This is a genomic window from Sphingomonas beigongshangi, from assembly GCF_016820445.1.
Classification (GTDB): domain Bacteria; phylum Pseudomonadota; class Alphaproteobacteria; order Sphingomonadales; family Sphingomonadaceae; genus Sphingomonas; species Sphingomonas beigongshangi.
The window spans coordinates 69303-87540 of sequence record NZ_JADHDT010000006.1; the positions used below are offsets into that span (position 1 = coordinate 69303).

General features: G+C 68.7%; 11 protein-coding genes. 7 read left to right on the forward strand and 4 right to left on the reverse strand.

Annotated features, from left to right (window positions below):
* Positions 1–287: 287 nt before the first annotated feature.
* The gene (locus tag IQ292_RS11855) at positions 288–3293 is read right to left on the reverse strand and encodes a glycosyl hydrolase family 28-related protein (protein WP_203310534.1); all 3006 of its coding nucleotides are present in this window, start codon (positions 3291–3293) and stop codon (positions 288–290) included.
* A 74-nt stretch (positions 3294–3367) separates the two neighbouring features.
* Positions 3368–3640: a helix-turn-helix domain-containing protein gene (locus IQ292_RS11860; protein ID WP_238941038.1), complete on the reverse strand. Its 273-nt coding sequence runs from the start codon at positions 3638–3640 to the stop codon at positions 3368–3370.
* A gap of 294 nt (positions 3641–3934) precedes the next feature.
* Here IQ292_RS11860 and IQ292_RS11865 point away from each other — a divergent pair, with 294 nt between their 5' ends.
* Complete coding sequence (locus IQ292_RS11865) at positions 3935–5281, forward strand: GntT/GntP/DsdX family permease (protein ID WP_203310535.1); 1347 nt, start codon at positions 3935–3937, stop codon at positions 5279–5281.
* A 19-nt stretch (positions 5282–5300) separates the two neighbouring features.
* Entirely contained in the window at positions 5301–5978 is a 678-nt protein-coding gene (locus tag IQ292_RS11870; RefSeq protein ID WP_203310536.1) for a FadR/GntR family transcriptional regulator, read from the forward strand.
* 25 nt (positions 5979–6003) lie between these two features.
* Here the strand turns inward: IQ292_RS11870 and IQ292_RS11875 are convergent, their stop codons facing one another.
* The gene (locus IQ292_RS11875; protein WP_338057626.1) at positions 6004–6690 is read right to left on the reverse strand and encodes a gluconokinase; all 687 of its coding nucleotides are present in this window, start codon (positions 6688–6690) and stop codon (positions 6004–6006) included.
* A gap of 136 nt (positions 6691–6826) precedes the next feature.
* On the opposite strand from IQ292_RS11875, the gene IQ292_RS11880 reads away from it, so the two are divergent.
* The 5 genes from IQ292_RS11880 to IQ292_RS11900 all read left to right on the forward strand — a co-directional run bounded on the left by IQ292_RS11880 (position 6827) and on the right by IQ292_RS11900 (position 15879).
* Positions 6827–9853: a glycosyl hydrolase family 28-related protein gene (locus IQ292_RS11880; RefSeq protein WP_203310537.1), complete on the forward strand. Its 3027-nt coding sequence runs from the start codon at positions 6827–6829 to the stop codon at positions 9851–9853.
* A gap of 134 nt (positions 9854–9987) precedes the next feature.
* The gene (locus IQ292_RS11885) at positions 9988–13071 is read left to right on the forward strand and encodes a TonB-dependent receptor plug domain-containing protein (RefSeq protein ID WP_420853689.1); all 3084 of its coding nucleotides are present in this window, start codon (positions 9988–9990) and stop codon (positions 13069–13071) included.
* Positions 13072–13241: 170 nt separating this feature from the next.
* Positions 13242–14351, forward strand: a complete 1110-nt coding sequence (locus IQ292_RS11890; RefSeq protein WP_203310538.1) for a Gfo/Idh/MocA family protein — start codon at positions 13242–13244, stop codon at positions 14349–14351.
* Positions 14348–14851, forward strand: coding sequence for a cupin domain-containing protein (locus tag IQ292_RS11895; RefSeq protein WP_203310539.1), 504 nt, complete (start codon positions 14348–14350; stop codon positions 14849–14851). The genes IQ292_RS11890 and IQ292_RS11895 overlap by 4 nt, the downstream gene beginning before the upstream one ends.
* A complete protein-coding gene (locus tag IQ292_RS11900; RefSeq protein ID WP_238941040.1) occupies positions 14848–15879 on the forward strand; it encodes an SMP-30/gluconolactonase/LRE family protein in 1032 nt (343 codons plus the stop codon). The genes IQ292_RS11895 and IQ292_RS11900 overlap by 4 nt, the downstream gene beginning before the upstream one ends.
* 405 nt (positions 15880–16284) lie before the next feature.
* On the opposite strand, the gene glmS is transcribed toward IQ292_RS11900, so the two are convergent.
* The gene (glmS, locus tag IQ292_RS11905) at positions 16285–18108 is read right to left on the reverse strand and encodes a glutamine--fructose-6-phosphate transaminase (isomerizing) (protein ID WP_203310540.1); all 1824 of its coding nucleotides are present in this window, start codon (positions 18106–18108) and stop codon (positions 16285–16287) included.
* Positions 18109–18238: the final 130 nt, after the last annotated feature.

An 18238-nucleotide genomic window follows, 5' to 3' on the forward strand; every position in this document is an offset into this window, starting at 1 on the left:
CCCGGCGCAGCACCGCGGCGTTGCGAGAGCGCCGTTCGGTTCGCTGAGCCCAGGGAGCCCGTCATACTCCTGCGCCCGCTATCACCTATGCGGCCGATCTCACAACAGCTAGCTGAGTTGCCTCCGTCGAATGCCCGGCCACCCTGGCGGCCCGGCATGTCGTCGGCCGATCAACGGGCCGCGAGGCCAGCCGGCGATGCTCCTGTGCGATCGACCCGGATTGCCGCCGGGGCCGGTGCCTCCGGCGCGCGAAAGGCGACGGTCGCCGCGCGCGCTGTCACGATCTTTCAGGTCCGCACGGCATACAAAGCGTGGTGTGCGAGGATGTACAACGTGCGCCGATCGCTGCCGCCGATCAGCAGTTGGAGCGGGCGTTCGGGTGTGTCGATGCGGCGGATTAGCGTGCCGTCGGGAGCGTAGACGAACACCTGCCCGTTCGCGACGTACAGATTGCCCGAAGAGTCGCGCACGACGCTTTCGCCGCCACGATCCGCGACGACCCGGAGGTCGGTGACACGGCCGCCCTCTCCGACCAGCCCGCTATAGGTGCGGTTCTCCGATTCATTGGTCAGTATCGCCCGCTCGCCTGGCCGTGCCGCGACGAAGCCATACGCGTCGAGCGTATCGGACCAGCGCCAGCCGCGCGCATCGTCCGGACCCTGGTTCCAGACGCGGAACGCGGGCAGCGCCAGCGACCCGTCGGGCGAGAGATAGCGCTGCGGCTTCGCCTCGCCCATCTTGGCCGCGAAATAGTCGGCCATCGTCGGAAAGTCGTAGGTCCTCGGATCGATCCGGTCGGCGAACTCGCCGTTCGCCCAGACGTTGACCGGCAACAGCGTCGCGGCATCGTCGCGCACCGGGGTCGTGACCGGCGTCGGCGCGATCGCGCGCACGTCGGCGGGATGCGCGGGATCGATGCTGTAGACGCTGCCGTCGCGCCCCGCGGACGACAGCACGAGCAACCGGCCCGAGCGATCGACCGCGAGGTTTACCGGGTCGAGCGGTGCGTCGGCGATCGTCGACAGGCCCTCGTCCTCCGACCAGCCATGGATGCGATGGAAGAACCGGTCGATGAAGTAGAGCTTGCCACGCCGATCGACCGCGCCGCCGGCGATCGAGTAGAAGCCGTCCGCCAACTTGCGTAGGCCCGGCGCCACCGGCACCTGCGATACCGACGATGCGGCGGCGGGGGCCGCAGGCACGTCTAAGCGTGCGAATTCGCGCTCGCGGACCTCGCTTCGGCGGGTCATGTCCTTGATCGCGTTCTCGAACGGATATTTGCTTGCGCGCAGAAATGTGCCGCAGCCCTTGGCGTCGCAGCTCGCAAAGCCGCTCTCCGCATTGACGTGGACGTTGCGGAACCGGATGTCGCCCGCGTTGTACAGCCTGACCGCCGCGTCCATGGGCTTGGCGGTGCGCGTCACGCGATAGCCGTGGTAGTTGGCGAACAGGATGTTGCGGCTGTCGCGCATCTCCGTCGACACCGCGTTGACGCCGTCGCGCACCTCCTGTTCGGTCTGCGGCGCGAGGAACTCCCAGTTCGCGACATGGTCGAGGACGATCTCGTGCCGATAATGGTGCTCGGCGGACAATTGATAGACATGGCCGGGCGTCGTGGTGTTCGAGACGTAAAAGCCCGCGGAGGCCAGGGTATTGGGCGACCAGAGCGCGGCGAAGGTGCCGCCGCCGCCGTCCGTCACCCAGATGCTGGGCTGCTGCCCGTCGGGGCGCGCGCGCGGGTCGTTCTGGTTGATCGGACTGCCCTTGGTCAGCAGCGTGCCGCCACCGCCCTGGATCTTGACGTCGTTGACCTCGGACCGCTCGCCCGCGCGCCACAGCAACGCAGTCGCGCGTGGGTTGATCGCACCGGTCCACAGGCCGAGGCCGTGGACGATCGCCGCGCCGCCCTTCGCGCTCTCGACCAGCGCCTTGGGGCCGCCGACGCCGCCAAAGGCCGGCGTCTCGTCGGGCAGGTAGACGTGGGTCAGGCTGGGGTGGAGCGCGATCAGCACGCTGTCCGGACGCAGGCGCAGCGTATCGGTGACGCGGTAGCGGCCCATCGGCAGGTAGAGCACCCGATGCGTGTCGATCGCGCGTTGTAGCGCGACGGTGTCGTCGGTGGTATCGTCGCCCTTCACGCCGAGGTCGCGAACGTTCGCCCAATCCCCGACCGGCGGCAGCGCCGCGATCGCCGGACGGCGGCGGGCCGGCAGGCGGGGGAGCGGCGTCATCGTCACGTCGGTCGCGAAGTCGCCGATGCCGCCCGACGCTGGCAGCTTCAAACCGTGGGAGAAGTCCGCGACGCGATAGCGCGCGCCCTTGCCGGCGATCGTCCGTCCGCTGTCGCGGAAGCGTGCGAAGACGGGTGTCGCGATTCCCACCGCATTGTCGAAGCCGATCTGCGTAAACACGCTCTTTTCCTCGGCGATGAGCACGCCCGCCTGCGCGACATTCTCGAAGCGGACGTCCTTGCCCCACAGCGAATCGGCGTTGCCGCGGTCGATGTCGATGCCCACCGGCGTGTCGCGGATCACGACGTTGACGAGCGTCAGATCGACCTCATGCTCCCGGATCGCCGCATCGCGCTGGCCCTGGAACGCGCTGTCGATCAGCGTGAATTGCCACGCCGGAGAGGTCTTTTCCGAGACGATGCCGTAGCGGCCGCCGAAGAAGCGCAGATCCTCGAATTCGTTGCCCGCCTGATAGACGCCGGCGAAGCCGGACCCGATGTGGAAATCGGCATGGCGGATATAGCCGTGCTGCGCGACGCGGAATCGCACCGCGACCGCGCCCGCATTGCCCGCGCCGATGCGGAAATCGACGTTGGCGATCGCGGAATAGAAGGTGCTCGACGTGGCGTCGAAGATGGTGGGATCGAACGGCACGCTGGTCGGCGGCGGCACCGGCACCTTGCCCGACCGATATTGATCCTCGCCGGTGAAGGCGACCATCGCGCCGATGCCCGATCCGAAACCGGGCGTGGCGTCGCCGAGGATGATCTCCGGCCGGGTCGGCCCGACGCCGAAGACGCGGACCGCCGGGCGGACGAAGATGGTGCGGCTGATCCGGTAGCGGCCCGAGGGCAGGAAGACGATGCCGCCCTGCCCGCCCGCCGCCGCGGCGTCGATCGCCTGCTGGATCGCGGCGCTGTCGTCCGCGCGCCCGTCGCCCGCGCCGCGCACGGTGATCGCGCGCGGGTCCGCCGGCGCGCTGAGATAGACCGAGGTCGTTTCGCCCCATGCCGATGCGGGCAGCAGCGATGCCGCCGCGCCGAGCAGCCAAAATGCCTTCATCGGGCGTCTCCCAGGATGATCGGCCCCGTCTGTGCCGCCGGGCCGGCGCGGTCGTGCGGCGGGATGCGCCGCGATCAGTGAGCGTGGAGGTGCAACGCCTGCGCCGCGATCGCCACCTGCGTGCGGTTGCGCACGTTGAGCTTGCGCATCAGCGCCGTCATATGCGCCTTCACCGTCGCCTCCGCGATGCCGAGGTCATAGGCGATCTGCTTGTTGAGCAGGCCCGAGTGGACACCGCGCAGCACCTTCATCTGCGTCGGCGTCAGGCGATCGAGGCCATGCGCCCCGCCAGCCGCCACGGCGGGCTCCGCATTGGTCTGACGGGCGACAGGGAACGTCCCTTCCATCCTCTTCCTCCTTTGATCGGCATGGCAGCCGAAGGTCGTCCGTCGAGGACGATCGCGCTTGGTCCAGCCGAGTCCATTCTTTGGACTTTGGTCCGACAGGTTCAGTGTATGATCGCGTTACATTCGTCGGATCAAGCGCTTTTTTATTGCTCGACGCCAAAATCTGTCCAACAAGTATCAGTGTGCCAGGCAGATGAAGACATCGCCGCCGCGCAACGGGCACAAGGCAGGAGAGGATGCGATGGGCTGCGGACAGCGGGAGGCCGGGACCGGCGCGATCATGGCGGCACCGCGGTGACCGGCGCCGACATCAGACTTGTCGCCGCGGCGCTCGCCGGCATCCTGCTCGCGGTGCTGATGATCGTCCGGGGACGCCTTCACCCCTTCATCGGCCTGCTGTGCGGCGCGTTCACGGTCGGGCTGCTCGCCGGCCTGCCGCTGCCCGACATCGCGAAGGCCGTGCAGAAAGGCGTCGGCGACATCGTCGGCGGGACCGGCCTCGTCGTCGCGCTCGGCCTGTCGCTCGGGGCGATGCTGCACCTGTCGGGCGGAGCGGCGACTCTCGCCCGCGGCGCGCTGCAGCTGACCGGCGCACGCGCGGCGCGCTGGGCGACGCTGGGCATCGCGATCGTCATCGGTCTGCCGCTGTTCTTCGAGACCGGCCTCGTCCTGCTGCTGCCGATCGTCGTGGCGGCGGCCGAGGCCATGGCGGGGGGCGATCCCGCCGAACGCGACGCGGCGAAGCTCCGCCTCATCATGCCCGCCCTCGCCGGGCTGGGCGTCGTCCACGCGCTGGTGCCGCCCCACCCCGGCCCGCTGCTCGCGGTCGAGGCGCTGGGCGCGAACCTGGGCAAGACGATGCTCTACGGCATCCTGATCGGCATCCCGACCGCCATCCTCGCGGGGCCGGTGCTGGCGCGGTTCGTGACGCCGGGGATTCGGCTCGACGCGCCGGTGCTGCACGATCATCGGCTGGGGATCGCCACGCCGGGTCGCGCCGCCGCGCTGTTCATCGTGCTGCTGCCCGTCGCGCTGATCGCCACCGGCGAACTCGGCCAGATGGTCGCGGGCCTGAAGGGCGCGCCATGGCTGGTCGCGGCGAGCAATCCCGTCGTCGCGTTGCTCGTCGCCAATCTGCTCGCGCTGCCGCTGCTCTTCGGCCGGCGCCTGCGCGAGGCCGCGATCCAGGACGCCGTGTGGCACGAGGTGATGGCGGCAGCGGGCGCGATCCTGCTCGCGATCGGCGCCGGCGGCGCGCTGAAGCAGGTGCTCGTCAGCGCCGGCCTGTCCGACCTCCTGGCGCGGCTCGTGCTGATGTATGCGATCTCACCCCTGCTGCTCGGCTGGCTGGTCGCCGTCGGCATCCGCCTCGCCGCCGGATCGGCGACCGTGGCGACGATCACCGCCGTCGGCATCATGCCCGGCGTCGTCGCGGGATCCGGCGTCGCTCCCGAACTTGTCGTGCTGGCGGTCGGCGCGGGCTCGGTGTTCTTCAGCCACGTCAACGATCCCGGTTTCTGGCTGGTCAAAAGCTATGTCGGCACCAGTACGGCCGACACGTTCAGGACGTGGTCCCTGCTCGAGACCGTGATCTCGGTGGTCGGGCTCGCGCTGGTGGTGGCGCTCAGCTATGTCGTCTGACGCGACGCGGAGGGGGTCGATGAACGAGGGGCGGCTGGCCGATCGTGCCTATAACGCGATCGTGCGGATCATCGCCGATGACGGCCTGACGACCGGCGACCGCCTGCCGTCCGAGGCACGCCTCGCCGAGCTGTTCGGCATGTCGCGGACGATCGTGCGCGAGGCACTGGCGCGGCTCGCTTCGGACGGCATCACCGAGGCGCGACGCGGTGCCGGCTCGTTCGTCAAGCGTCGCCCGTCGGAACGGCTGGGCACGCACGTCGCGATGGATGCGCTCGCCAAGACGCTGGGCACATATGAGGTCCGCTTCGTGCTCGAGGCGGAATCGGCGCGCCTCGCCGCGCTGCGGCGCTCGCAGGACCAGCTCGACGCGATCGAGGCGGCGCTGGCAGCGCTGCGCGCGGCCCTGCTGTCGAACGCGCCGGCGCACGAGGAGGACTGGCTGCTCCACCGCGCGATCGTCGAGGCGACGGGCAATTCCGCTTTCCTCCCCGTCTTCGACCTGTTGCAGAACGAGGTCGTGCAGATCCTGCGCGCCGGCGTCGACATCTCGCGCTCGCGCCCGCCGCACGTGATCGGCGCGATGATGGACGAACATGATGCGATCGTCGATGCGATCCGCGCGCGCGACGCCGATGGCGCGGCGCTGGCGATGCGCTGGCACCTGTCCCAGGGGCGCAAGCGGCTGATGCCGTGAGCGCGCCCGGTTCAGCGCGCCCGGTTCAGCGCGACGCGTCAGGCCGCGTCCGTCGACCGCACAGCCATGCGTCGACCTGCGCGACCAGCGCGTCGATCTGCTGGGCGGCATCCAGCGTCACCGCGCATTCGTCCGCCCCGGGTGGCTCCAGAGTCGCCAGCTGGCTGCCGAGCAGGCTCGTCGGCATGTAATGGCCCGAGCGCGTCGTCATCCGGCGGGCAAGTTCCCCCGCGTCCGTTTCGAGCAGGACGAAACACAGCGGCGCCGCGCTTGCCGCGGCCAGCCGCTCGCGATAGCTGCGCTTCAGCGCGGAACAGGCCGCGACCGCCATGCCGTCGCGCTGAGCCGCCGCGCCCAGCGCCGCGCCGAGCCGGTCGAGCCACGGCCAGCGATCCGCATCGGTCAGCGGATGTCCGGCCTGCATCTTGGCGACATTGGCGGGCGAATGGAACGCGTCGCCCTCGAGGACCGGGCAGAGGCATGCGGCGGCGAGCGCCTGCGTCAGCGTCGTCTTGCCGCTGCCGCTTACCCCCATCACCACCAGACCCAAGGGCCGCTCAAGCGCGCGCCCTGCGGGAACCGCCCCGGCCTGCGCCGACCCTGCCTGCGCCGCCCCCTCCTGCGCCGACCCTGCCTGCGCCGGCCCTACCTGCGTCGTCCCTGCCTGCGCCTTTGGCTGCACCTGCGGCCTCGATCCCTTCCGCCGGCGCACGCCGGCTCGTCGCATATCCGGCGTCAACGCGCGAAAGGCCATTACGACCTTTGTCGCAGTCGATCGGGCTCGTCCCCGCACCTATCCCGGTCGCCCCACGATCCGCCGCGCGCCCATCATCAAGGATATCGATGACATGACCGCCACGCCCGTTCGCCTAGCCGCCGCGCTGCTGCTCGCCGGTGCCGCCGCGCCCGCGCTCGCGGATGCGCCCTCGTGGCTGAGCGTCGCGCCCGCGGATCCCCGCGCGGTGACGGTCGCCGCGCCACGCGACGGCGTGGCAGACGCGGGGCCGGCGATCCAGCGTGCGATCGACGCAGTCGCAGGCCAGGGCGGCGGCGGCCTCGTCTTCCTGCCCTCGGGGCGGTACCGCCTGACGCAAACGCTCTACATCCGGCCCGGCGTGCGGCTGTTCGGCGTCGGCAGGACGCGGCCCGTCTTCGTCCTGGGTCCCCGGACCCCCGGCTTCCAGACCGGTGTCGGCACCATGGTCTTCTTCACCGGTACGCTGCCGGTCAGGCCGGGCGAACCGCCCCTCCCGCCCGTCCCCGTCCCGCCGCCGACCAGCGTGCCGTTCAACGCGGACATCGCCGATGCAAATTCCGGCACCTTCTATTCAGCCATGGCGAACGTCGACTTCGAGATCGGCGAGGGCAATCCGGCCGCCACCGCTGTCCGCTTCCACACCGCGCAGCACAGCTATCTCAGCCACATCGACTTCCGGCTGGGGTCGGCGCTCGCCGGCATCTACCAGGTCGGCAATCTGGGACAGGACCTGCGCTTCTTCGGGGGGCGCTACGGCATCCTCGCCGAGAAGACGTCGCCTGCCTGGCAGTTCACACTGATCGACTCGGTGTTCGACGGGCAGCGCGACGCCGCGATCCGCGAACATGAGGCGGGTCTGACCCTGGTCAACACGGTCTTCCGGAACGTGCCCGTCGGCGTCGACATCGACCGCGGCTATGGCGACTGGCTGTGGGGCAGCCGGGTGCGGTTCGAGAACGTCGCCAGGGCGGGCGTCGTCATCAGCAACGAGGGCAATGCCTATACCCAGATCGGCTTCAGCGACGTCGTCGCCAGCGCCACTCCCGTCTTCGCGCACTTCCGCGACAGCGGCCGCGACGTCGCGGGGCCAGGCCAGCGCTACCACGTGCGGGATTTCAGCTACGGCCTGACGCTCGCCTCCCCCGCCGCGGCCGGCACGTACGAGACGCGTATCGATGCCGCCCCGCTTGCCGCATTGCCCGAGGCGCCAGCCCCCGCGATCCGCGCGCTGCCGCCCGTCGGGAAATGGGTCGACGTGCGCACGCTCGGCGTGCGCGGCGACGGTAGGACCGACGATACCGCGGCGCTCCGCCGGGCGATCGCCAGCCGGCGCGTGCTCTACTTCCCCGCCGGCTTCTACCGCGTCACCGACACGGTGACGCTGCGGCCCGACAGCGTGCTGATCGGCCTGCACCCCAGCCTCACGCAGATCGTGCTCGCCGACGACAGCCCTGCCTTTCGCGGCGTCGGGCCTGCCCGCGCGCTGATCGAAAGCGCGAAGGGCGGCGGCGCGATCGTCTCGGGGCTGGGCCTCGCGACGGGCGGCCGCAACCCGCGGGCGACGGCCCTGTTGTGGAAGGCTGGCGAGACGTCGCTGGTCGACGACGTCAAGTTCCAGGGCGGCCACGGCACGTTCGCCGCCGACGGCAGCCGCACCGAACCCTATAATGCCGACCACAGCGGGGATCCCGACCCGCAGCAGCGCTGGGACGGGCAATATCCCAGCCTGTGGGTGACGGACGGCGGCGGCGGCACCTTCAACGGCCTCTGGTCACCCAATACCTATGCCTCGGCGGGCCTGTACGTGTCCGACACGCACACGCCGGGCCATGTCTACCAGCTGTCCGCCGAACATCACCGCCGGACCGAGATCGTGCTGGACGGCGTCCGCAACTGGGAGTTCCTCGCCCCGCAGACGGAGGAGGAGGCCGGCGAAAGTCGCGCCGCGGTCGCCATCGAGGTGCGCAATACGCGCGACGTCCTGTTCGCCAATCTCCACGCCTATCGCGTCACCCGTTCGCTCGATCCCGCGCCCGCGGCCGTCACGCTCTACAATGCGACCGGACTCCGCTTCCGCAACGTCCATGTGAATGCCGAGAGCGGCTTTGCGACCTGCGACGCGGCGGGCTGCGGCACCTATCTGCGGGCCAGCAAATATCCGTTCGAGAATGCGATCCGCGACGTTACGCGCGGGGTGGACGTGCGCGAGCGCGAATTCGCCTCGCTCGACGTCAACGATGCCGCGGTCGCGCCGGTCCGCAGCCTGGCGGCCGTCGAAAGGCTTGCGGGCGGCTTTCACGCGCTGGGCGGCGGGGCGGTGGACGCGGCGGGCAAGCTCTACTTCGTCGATCGTCCGATGCAGCGCATCCACGTCTGGACGAAGGCCGAGGGACTATCGATCGTCGCCGATGCACCGCTCGACCCCGTGAACCTGGCGGTGGATGCATCGGGTAAGCTGATGGTGCTCTCCTCCGCCGGCCCCGCCGCAACGGTGTACAGTCTCGATCCCAAGGCGCCGGCGGATATCCGCGTGCTGACCGCCCGGGCCGCCGGCCGCACGGGGCGGCTCGCGCTGCCCGGCAGCCTGTGGATCAACGGCGAGTTCCGCGACCAATATGACCCCGCGACCGACCGGTTCACGACCCTGGCCGAGATGTTCGCCCGCGACGTGGCGGTCCCGAAGCCCCAAGGCTATGTCGCGCCCGACGGCAGCCTGTCGCTGCTCGCCTATCGCGTATGGCAGCAGGGACCGGCGGATCATCGCGGCTGGCGCTTTTCGGACACGCTCGACACCTATGGCCTTGTGACCGCGAGGGTCGGCGATCGGCTGTACTTGCCCAACGGATCGGAGGATCGCACCTATACCGGCCTCGTCGGTCCGGGCGGTACGATCACCGACCTCAAACCCTTCGCCGCGCGCGGCGGCGAGAGCGTCGTCGCCGGCCCGGACGGGCGCGTCTACGTCGCGAACGGGCAGATCTACGTCTATGGCGCCGACGGACGCGCGCTCGGGCGGATCGACATGCCCGACCGGCCGCTGCAACTCGTCTTCGGCGGGGCGGACGGGACGACGCTCTTCATCCTCACGCACCACGCGCTCTACGCCGCAAGACCTTGATCCACAGCATAAGCCGATGGTCGCACAGACTTTGGTCGTAGATGCCGCCCGCCCTTCGATCGACTAAACCGGGCGGCAACACGGGGACCAGCCGGGATGACACCGGCGGACGGCCGTGAGCGATTAGGGGATGGATGATGAACCGCACGACGGCGCCGCGCACTCTCGTCAAGCGCAGGGTTGATACCGCTACCAGTCTTGTCGTCCTGGCGAGCGCCATGCTTGCCGCCCCGGCGTTCGCGGCGCCCTCGCCGACGCCGCAGACCGTTGCCGATCCGACCCGATCGGCCGATCCCGCGGCGCCCGACCAGTCGGTCAAGCCTTCCTCCACCACCGACGGCACGACCGACGCGCCGCAGGCCGAAAGCGGCGGCGGCGGCAGCGACATCGTCATCACCGGCACGCGCATCACCGCGAACGGCTACAACGCGCCGACGCCGACCACCGTCATCGGCGAGGACCAGATCCTCAAGAACGCGCAGCCCAACATCTTCAACACGATCGCGCAGCTGCCGTCGCTGCAGGGGTCGACCGGCGCGACGACCGGCACGTTCAGCACGTCGAGCGGCCAGCAAGGTCTCAGCTCCTTCTCGCTGCGCGGGCTGGGCACGATCCGGACGCTGACGCTGCTCGACGGGCAACGCGTCGTCGGCGCCAACGTCACCGGCGTGCCCGACATCAGCCAGTTTCCGCAGTTGCTGATCAAGCGCGTCGACGTCGTAACGGGCGGCGCCTCCGCCTCCTATGGCTCGGATGCGGTCGGCGGCGTCATCAACTTCATCACCGACACCCGCTTCACCGGGTTCAAGGGCAACCTGCAGACCGGCGTCACCACCTATGGCGACGACGGGCAGGTGCTGGCCCAGCTCGCGGTCGGCAAGGCGTTCGCGGGCGACAAGCTCCACGTCATCCTCAGCGGCGAATACGCCAAGGACCAGGGAGTCGGCCCCGGCTTCTTCGGCGAAGACCTCGCCGGCAGCCGCGACTGGTATCGCGCCACGACGCTGATCGACACCGGCAACCGCAACGGCGGCACGCCACAGTTCCTGTACCGCGATCACGGCCAGGCGTATCAATATACGCGCTACGGCCTGATCAGCAGCGGCCCGCTCCAGGGGACGGCCTTCGACGTCAACGGAAACCCCTTCCCGTTCCAATACGGCTCGAACGGCGTGCCGTCGAAGACCGCGGGCGGGAACGTCATCGGCTGCTATGTCGGCTTTTGCGTCGGCGGCGATCAATCGGGCCATGTCGGCTCCGGCACGTCCCTGCAATCGGCGCTGGAGCGGATCAATGGCTTCACCCGCGTGGGCTATGACATCGCGCCGGATACCGAGCTCTACGTCACCGCCAACATCGCGCAGGTGAAGACCAGCAACCAGCCGAACCCCGGTGCCGCCAAGACCGGCCTGACCATCCAGTGTTCCAATCCCTACCTGCCCGCGTCGATCCAGCAGCAGTGCGCCGCCAACGGCATAACCAGCTTCGGCTACGGCCTCAGCAACGCGATCCTGCCCAACATCAAGGTCAATACCGATCGCCGCCAATATCGCTTAGTCGGCGGCCTGAAGGGCAAGGCCGACATGTTCGGGTCCGACTGGACCTATGACGTCTATTACGAGCACGGCATCAACGTCACCGACATCAACGTCGACAACATCAGCCTGAACGGCCGCTACAACCAGGCGATCAACGCGACGACCCTCAACGGCCAGATCGTCTGCGCCGATGCGACGGCGCGTGCCAACGGCTGCCAGCCGATCAACATCTTCGGCGGAGCGACGCCGAGCGCGGCGGCGCTCGCCTATATCGTTCCGAAGAACGGGCCGTTCCAACATACGCGCCAGACGCAGGATGCCGCGGCGGCCAGCATCTCGGGGACGCCCATCGACCTGTGGGCAGGCCCGCTCGCGGTGGCCATGGGCGTCGAATACCGACGTGAAGCCTATCGCGTGAACGCCGACCCCTATGGCGCGGGCGTTTCGGCGATCAGCCCCAATTCGGCGGCCTATCCGGCAGATCCGATCCTCAACTCCACCGTCGGCAGCAATTGGTACGCCGGAAATTACAAGAACGGGTCGGGCAAATACAACGTCTTCGAAAGCTTCCTCGAACTGAACCTGCCGATCCTCGATTCGGGCACGCTGGGCAAGGCCAACGTCAACGTCGCCGGCCGCGCGACGAAATATTCGACGTCGGGCGTCATCTACGCCTGGAAGATCGGCGGCAGCTGGGAAACACCGATCGACGGCCTGCGGCTGCGCGCCGTCACGTCGCGCGACGTGCGCGCGCCGAACCTGTCCGAACTGTTCGCGGCGCCGACGACCACGACCGTCCCCAATTTCACCGATCCGCGCAAGACGGCGGCCAATCCCAACGGTCGCCAGTTGCTCATCATCCAGAACACGATCGGCAATCCCAACCTGCGTCCGGAGACCGCCCGGAGCACCGAAGCGGGCATCGTCTACGCGCGACCGTCGTGGCTGCCGGGGCTGAGCCTGTCGTTCGACTATTACAAGATCAAGGTCAGCGACGTCGTCTCCAGCCTGTCGGCGCAGCAGATCGTCAACCTGTGCTTCATCTCCAACCTGCCCGACACGTGCGGCGCCTTCAACCTCGACATACCGGCAGGCACGAACCAGACGCCGTTCGTCAACGTGCAGTCGTTCAATCTCGCCGCGATCAAGACCGAAGGCTTCGACATCGAGGCGAGCTACCAGTGGCGCAACCCGCTGGGTCTGGGCGGCACCTTCACCGCGCGCGGTCTCGGCACCCATGTCATCAACTTCATCACCGACCCCGGCCTGCCCGGCACGGTGCCGGTCGACAGTGCCGGCGCCAATTCCGGCGCGACGCCCAAATGGAAGTGGCTCGCGATCGAAAGCTACGACAACGACGCCTTCAGCCTGACGCTGCAACAGCGCTGGTTCAGTGACGGCGTGATCGGCAACCAGTATGTCGTTTGCTCGACCAACTGCCCCGTCTCGACCGCGAACAACCCGACGATCGACCGGGCGTTCATGAAGGGTGCCTTCTACTTCGACATCGGCGGCTCGCTCAACGTGACCAAGGCGGTCAGCATGTTCTTCAAGGTCGACAATCTGTTCGACCACGATCCCGAGCCGTCGCCGCAGACCAACACCGGCCTCGACGTCAATCCCGCGCTCTACGACACGCTCGGCCGCTTCTACCGCATCGGCTTGCGGGCCCGCTTCTGATCCCTCCCCCCCTCGCGCCACTCCGGACGAACCGTCCCGGGTGGCGCCTTTGTCTCCGCCGCGCCACAGCACAAAATCCGCGTCGACGGACCAATATTTGGCTTTATTCTGCGCTACTTATCGATGAGCACATCGGCATCGGCCCACCGCCGCAACCCTGAGGACACGCCATGGACATGCTGCGACGCGATTTCCTGATCGGGGCCACCGCGCTCGCCGCCGCGTCCCGGGCGGTGGCGCAGGGGCGCTCGCGGCCGCTCGGCTATGCGATCGTGGGACTCGGCAGTTACGGGCTCGACCGGATCATCCCGGAGTTCAGGAACTGCCGGCACAGTCGCCTCGCCGCCGTGGTCAGCGGCGATCCCGCCAAGGCCCGTCGCGTCGCCGCCGAGCATGGCCTCGGCGAACGCGCGATCTATTCCTATGCCGATTTCGACCGCATCCGCGACAATCCCGACGTCGACATCGTCTATGTCTGCCTGCCCAACGCGATGCATGCCGAATACACGATCCGCGCGGCGCGCGCCGGCAAGCATGTCATGTGCGAGAAACCGATGGCGACGTCGGTCGCGGAGGCCGAAGCGATGATCGCGGCCTGCAAGCGCGCAGGCCGCAAGCTGATGATCGGATATCGCGTGCACTTCGAACCCACCAACCTCGAGGCGATGCGACTGGCGCGCAGCGGCGTGGCGGGCCGGATCCGCTACGTCCGTTCGGAGCACGGCTTCGTCCAGCGCGACCCCAGCAAGTGGCGACTGAAGAAAGCGCTGTCGGGCGGCGGGTCGCTGATGGACATGGGGATCTACAGCCTGCAGGCGGCGCGCTACATGACCGGCGAGGAGCCGATCGCGGTGACCGCGCGCGAGTCCACCGATCGCCGCGACCCGCGATTCGCCGAGGTCGAGGACATCATCGACTGGACGCTCGAATTCCCGTCGGGCGCGGTCGCGAGCTGCCAGTCGATGTACAGCGCCAACCAGAACCATGTCCTGCTGATGGGCGACAAGGGCCGGATCGAGCTGGAGCCGGCGACGCGCTATTCCGACAACAGGATGTGGACGGGCGCGGACGGCCGGGAACAGGCGGTCGTCGTGCCGGCGGGCGCCGCCGCGACGCAGTTCGCGGGGCAGCTCGACCATCTGGCGGACTGTATCGCGACGGGGCGCGAGCCGATCGTCTCGGGCGAGGAGGGCTTGCGCGACATGCGGATCATCGAGGCCATCTATCGCTCCGCGCGCGAAGGCCGCACGATCCGCCTGACACCGGGCGGTCGCGCATGATCCGCGGGATAGCCCTGTGCGGGGCGGCGCTCGCCGGCCTGATCGTTGGGCTCCCCGCGCGCGCACAAAGCGCCGATCCGACGAGCGTCGCGAGCAGCGCCGAGGTCGAGGCGGCGATCGTCGGAATAGAGCGCGACATGAAGCCGGGCCAAGGTTTCCTGTGGCGACCGCTGGTACAGGCCGGCGGATCGGTCGCGGCACTGGAATATTGGCGCAAACCGGGTCGCCCGGCCGTCCACCCCACCGAGACGGAATATGCCATCGTCGTCGCGGGCGAGGGTTCGCTGGTGTCAGGCGGGCAGCTCGCCGATCCCAGCGTGACGCGGCCGGGACTTACCGAGGGCAGCGCGATCAAGCACGGCACCACCCGCGCGCTGCGCAAGGGCGATGTCGTGATGATCCCGGCGGGCGTCCCGCACTGGTTCGGCGTGCGGGGCGGCAAGCTCGTCCTCCTGGGAATCAAGCTCGCCGCCCCCGCAGCCGCCGCGCCGACGCCATGATGTCCCAAGCGACCACCGGCACCTTCGCCCCGAGCCGGCGGTTGGTGCTGGGGGCAGCACTGGCCATGGCCGCGGCGCCGGGTGCGAGCGCGGCGGCTTTCGCCCCGCGCATCCGCCGGCTCGCGCCCCACTTCGACCGTTTCGTGTCGCCGGATGCCAGGATCGAGGTCGTCGCGACGGGAATCCGCTGGGCGGAGGGACCCGTCTGGGTCGATGCCGGCAGTTACCTGCTGTTCTCCGACCCACCGGCGAACGTGGTGCGGCGCTGGCGGCCAGGCGGTCGGGCGACGCCCTTCCTCACTCCGTCGGGCCTCGCGAACCCCGACCCCACCATTACCCGCGAGCCCGGCGCCAACGGCCTGGCGATCGATCGCCGCGGCAGGCTCCTGATCGCGAACAGCGGCGGCCGCTCGATCGACCGGCTCGATCTCGGGACGATGACGCGCGAAGTGCTGGTCGACCGGTTCGAGGGCAAGCGCTTCAACAGCCCGAACGACCTCCACGTCGCCCGGGACGGCACGATCTACTTCACCGACCCGCCTTACGGATTGCAGGATCCTGACAGGTCGGCGGCGAGGGAGATGTCTGTCAACGGCGTCTACCGGCGCGGCGCCGACGGCACGGTGACGCTGATCGACGACAGCCTGACGCGGCCCAACGGTATCGCGCTGTCGCCGGACGAACACCGGCTCTACGTCTCGGTGTCGGACGAAACGGCGCCGCGAATCCTCGTCTACGATCTCGACGAACGGGGGCGCCCGTCCCGGTCGCGCGTGCTGCTCGATGCCAGACCGATGCAGGGCCCGGAGGCACCCGGCCTGCCGGACGGCATGAAGGTCGCGCGGGACGGGGCGCTGGTCTGCTCCGTACCGGGCGGAATGATGTTTCTATCGCCCGACGCGGAACCGCTCGGTCTGATTTCAATCGGCGCGCCTATCGCCAATTGCGCCTTTGGCGAGCACGGTGGCGCCCTGTACCTCGCCGCTTCCGACCGCATATTGCGGTTACCGCTCAAGCACATGGGCTAGGTCTGCATCTGCGGACTGCCCACGGACCCATGCCTGTCCGTCGAACTGGCGCGACGTCGAGGGGTCGATACCTGATGACTGCGCGATTAAAGCTGCACGAATGGTCCGCACCGCGCGCGGGCACGCCAGCTCCGCCGACCCGTCGCCTGAACGCGCATCCGCTTCCTGGCCATCGCCACCGGAGAGAGGACAGGCAAATTCCCTGAAGGGTTTCGGATACCGGCAGGCGTGCGAAATGTTCTGGCATTTCCCGCGCGCGGACCACGGCGCCGAAAGCAAGGCGGTCATGGTCGGCGCCGACGCCGCCGGATCATGCTGTCAGATCCGGAAGCGCCGAACGCCCTCCGCCGTCGCCGCGTCAGGCGGTCGCCGACGACTCGGCAAACTGTGCGACGTCGCGGAGGGTCACTCCACCGTCACGGACTTTGCAAGGTTGCGCGGCTGGTCGACGTCCGTCCCCTTGGCGACGGCGACATGATAGGCGAGCAGCTGCACCGGCACCGCATAGACCAGCGGCGCGATCAGCGGATGCACCTTGGGCATGGTGATCGTCGCGACGCAACCTTCGCCGGCGGCCTGGATGCCGTCATAATCGCTGATCAGGATGACCTTGCCCCCGCGCGCCTGGACTTCCTGCATGTTGCTGACGGTCTTTTCGAACAGCGGACCGGAGGGGGCGATGACGATCACCGGCACATTCTCGTCGATCAGCGCGATCGGACCGTGCTTCATTTCGCCCGCCGCATAGCCTTCGGCATGGATGTAGCTGATCTCCTTGAGCTTCAGCGCACCCTCGAGGGCGAGCGGATAATCCGTGCCGCGGCCGAGATACAGGACGTCCCGCGCCGAAGCGACGACGCCGGCCATGTCCTGGATCGATTCGTCATAGGCGAGCGCAGCGTTGAGGGAGGCCGGCGCCTCGCCCAGGTGGCGGACGATCAGCTTCTCCTCGCCCGGCTTCAGCTGCCCCTTAGCCTGCGCCAGATTGGCGGCAAGCGCGGCGAGTACCGCGAGCTGGCAGGTGAACGCCTTGGTGCTGGCGACGCCGATCTCGGGTCCCGCATGCGTCGGAAGGAGCAGGTCGGCCTCGCGCGCCATCGAGCTGGTCGGCACGTTGACGACCGCGGCGATCTTCTGCCCCTCGCTCTTGGCGTGACGCAGCGCGGCGAGCGTATCCGCGGTCTCGCCCGACTGGCTGATGACGATCATCAGCCCTCCCTGCTCCATCACCGGCGCGCGGTAGCGGAACTCGGACGCGACATCGAGGTCGACGGGCACGCGCGCGAACTGCTCGAACCAGTATTTCGCGACCATGCCGGCGTAGAAGCTGGTGCCGCACGCGACGATGGTGACGCGCTTCACCGCCGAAAGGTCGAAATCCGGGATCGGCAGCGTGACCCGCTCCTCCATCCGCTGGAGGTAGGACCGCAGCGTCTGCGCGACGACGATCGGCTGCTCGTAGATCTCCTTGAGCATGTAGTGGCGGTGGTTGCCCTTGGAGATCAGCTCGCCCGTCACGCCGGAGATGGTGATGGGACGCTCGACCGGATTGTTGTCGCGATCGTAGACCTGTGCGCCATCGTTGGTGCAGACCACCCAGTCGCCTTCGTCGAGATAGGCGATCCGCTGCGTCAGGGGCGCGAGGGCGAGGGCGTCGGAGCCGAGATAGGTTTCGCCGTCGCCATAGCCGACGACGAGCGGCGAGCCGAGCCGCGCGCCGATCAGCATGTCGGGATGCTTGCGGAACAGGATGGCCAGCGCGAAGGCGCCATGCAGGCGCGGCAGCACGTCGCGGACCGCGGCGACGGGATCGAGGCCCGACTCGACCTTCTCGCTGACCAGATGCGCGACGACCTCGGTATCCGTCTCGCTGGTGAACACGCGGCCGCGCGCGATCAGCTCGTCGCGGAGCGCCTTGAAATTCTCGATGATGCCGTTGTGGACGACCGCGACCTCCTCGGTCACATGCGGATGCGCGTTGTTGGTGGTCGGGCCGCCATGCGTCGCCCAGCGGGTGTGCGCGATGCCGGTCGTGCCGGCGAGCGGATGCGCGGCGAGTTCCTTGGCGAGATTGACGAGCTTGCCCGACGCGCGCCGCCGTTCGATCGCGCCATCCACGTCCGTGGCGATGCCCGCCGAGTCGTAGCCGCGATATTCGAGCCGCTTCAGCCCGTCGAGCAGGCGATCCGCGACGTCTTCGTTACCGACGATTCCAACGATACCACACATGGAAGAACCTGCTTTCAGATAAGGTAGGACGCACGGGCCCCGGCCCTGCCTGCCGGGAAATCCCTGAAGTTGCAAAGGTAGGACGTAAATTTGGCTGGCAAGGGGCCGCGCGACCCGCCAGGCCGGGCGG

Excerpts from the sequence above, each read along its gene's own strand:
- IQ292_RS11855 (WP_203310534.1), bottom strand. The coding sequence starts at position 3,293 with ATGAAGGCATTTTGGCTGCTCGGCGCGGCGGCATCGCTGCTGCCCGCA.
- IQ292_RS11900 (WP_238941040.1), top strand. The coding sequence starts at position 14,848 with ATGATGTCCCAAGCGACCACCGGCACCTTCGCCCCGAGCCGGCGGTTG.
- IQ292_RS11860 (WP_238941038.1), bottom strand. The coding sequence starts at position 3,640 with ATGGAAGGGACGTTCCCTGTCGCCCGTCAGACCAATGCGGAGCCCGCC.
- glmS (WP_203310540.1), bottom strand. The coding sequence starts at position 18,108 with ATGTGTGGTATCGTTGGAATCGTCGGTAACGAAGACGTCGCGGATCGC.
- IQ292_RS11895 (WP_203310539.1), top strand. The coding sequence starts at position 14,348 with ATGATCCGCGGGATAGCCCTGTGCGGGGCGGCGCTCGCCGGCCTGATC.
- IQ292_RS11885 (WP_420853689.1), top strand. The coding sequence starts at position 9,988 with ATGATGAACCGCACGACGGCGCCGCGCACTCTCGTCAAGCGCAGGGTT.
- IQ292_RS11870 (WP_203310536.1), top strand. The coding sequence starts at position 5,301 with ATGAACGAGGGGCGGCTGGCCGATCGTGCCTATAACGCGATCGTGCGG.
- IQ292_RS11880 (WP_203310537.1), top strand. The coding sequence starts at position 6,827 with ATGACCGCCACGCCCGTTCGCCTAGCCGCCGCGCTGCTGCTCGCCGGT.
- IQ292_RS11890 (WP_203310538.1), top strand. The coding sequence starts at position 13,242 with ATGGACATGCTGCGACGCGATTTCCTGATCGGGGCCACCGCGCTCGCC.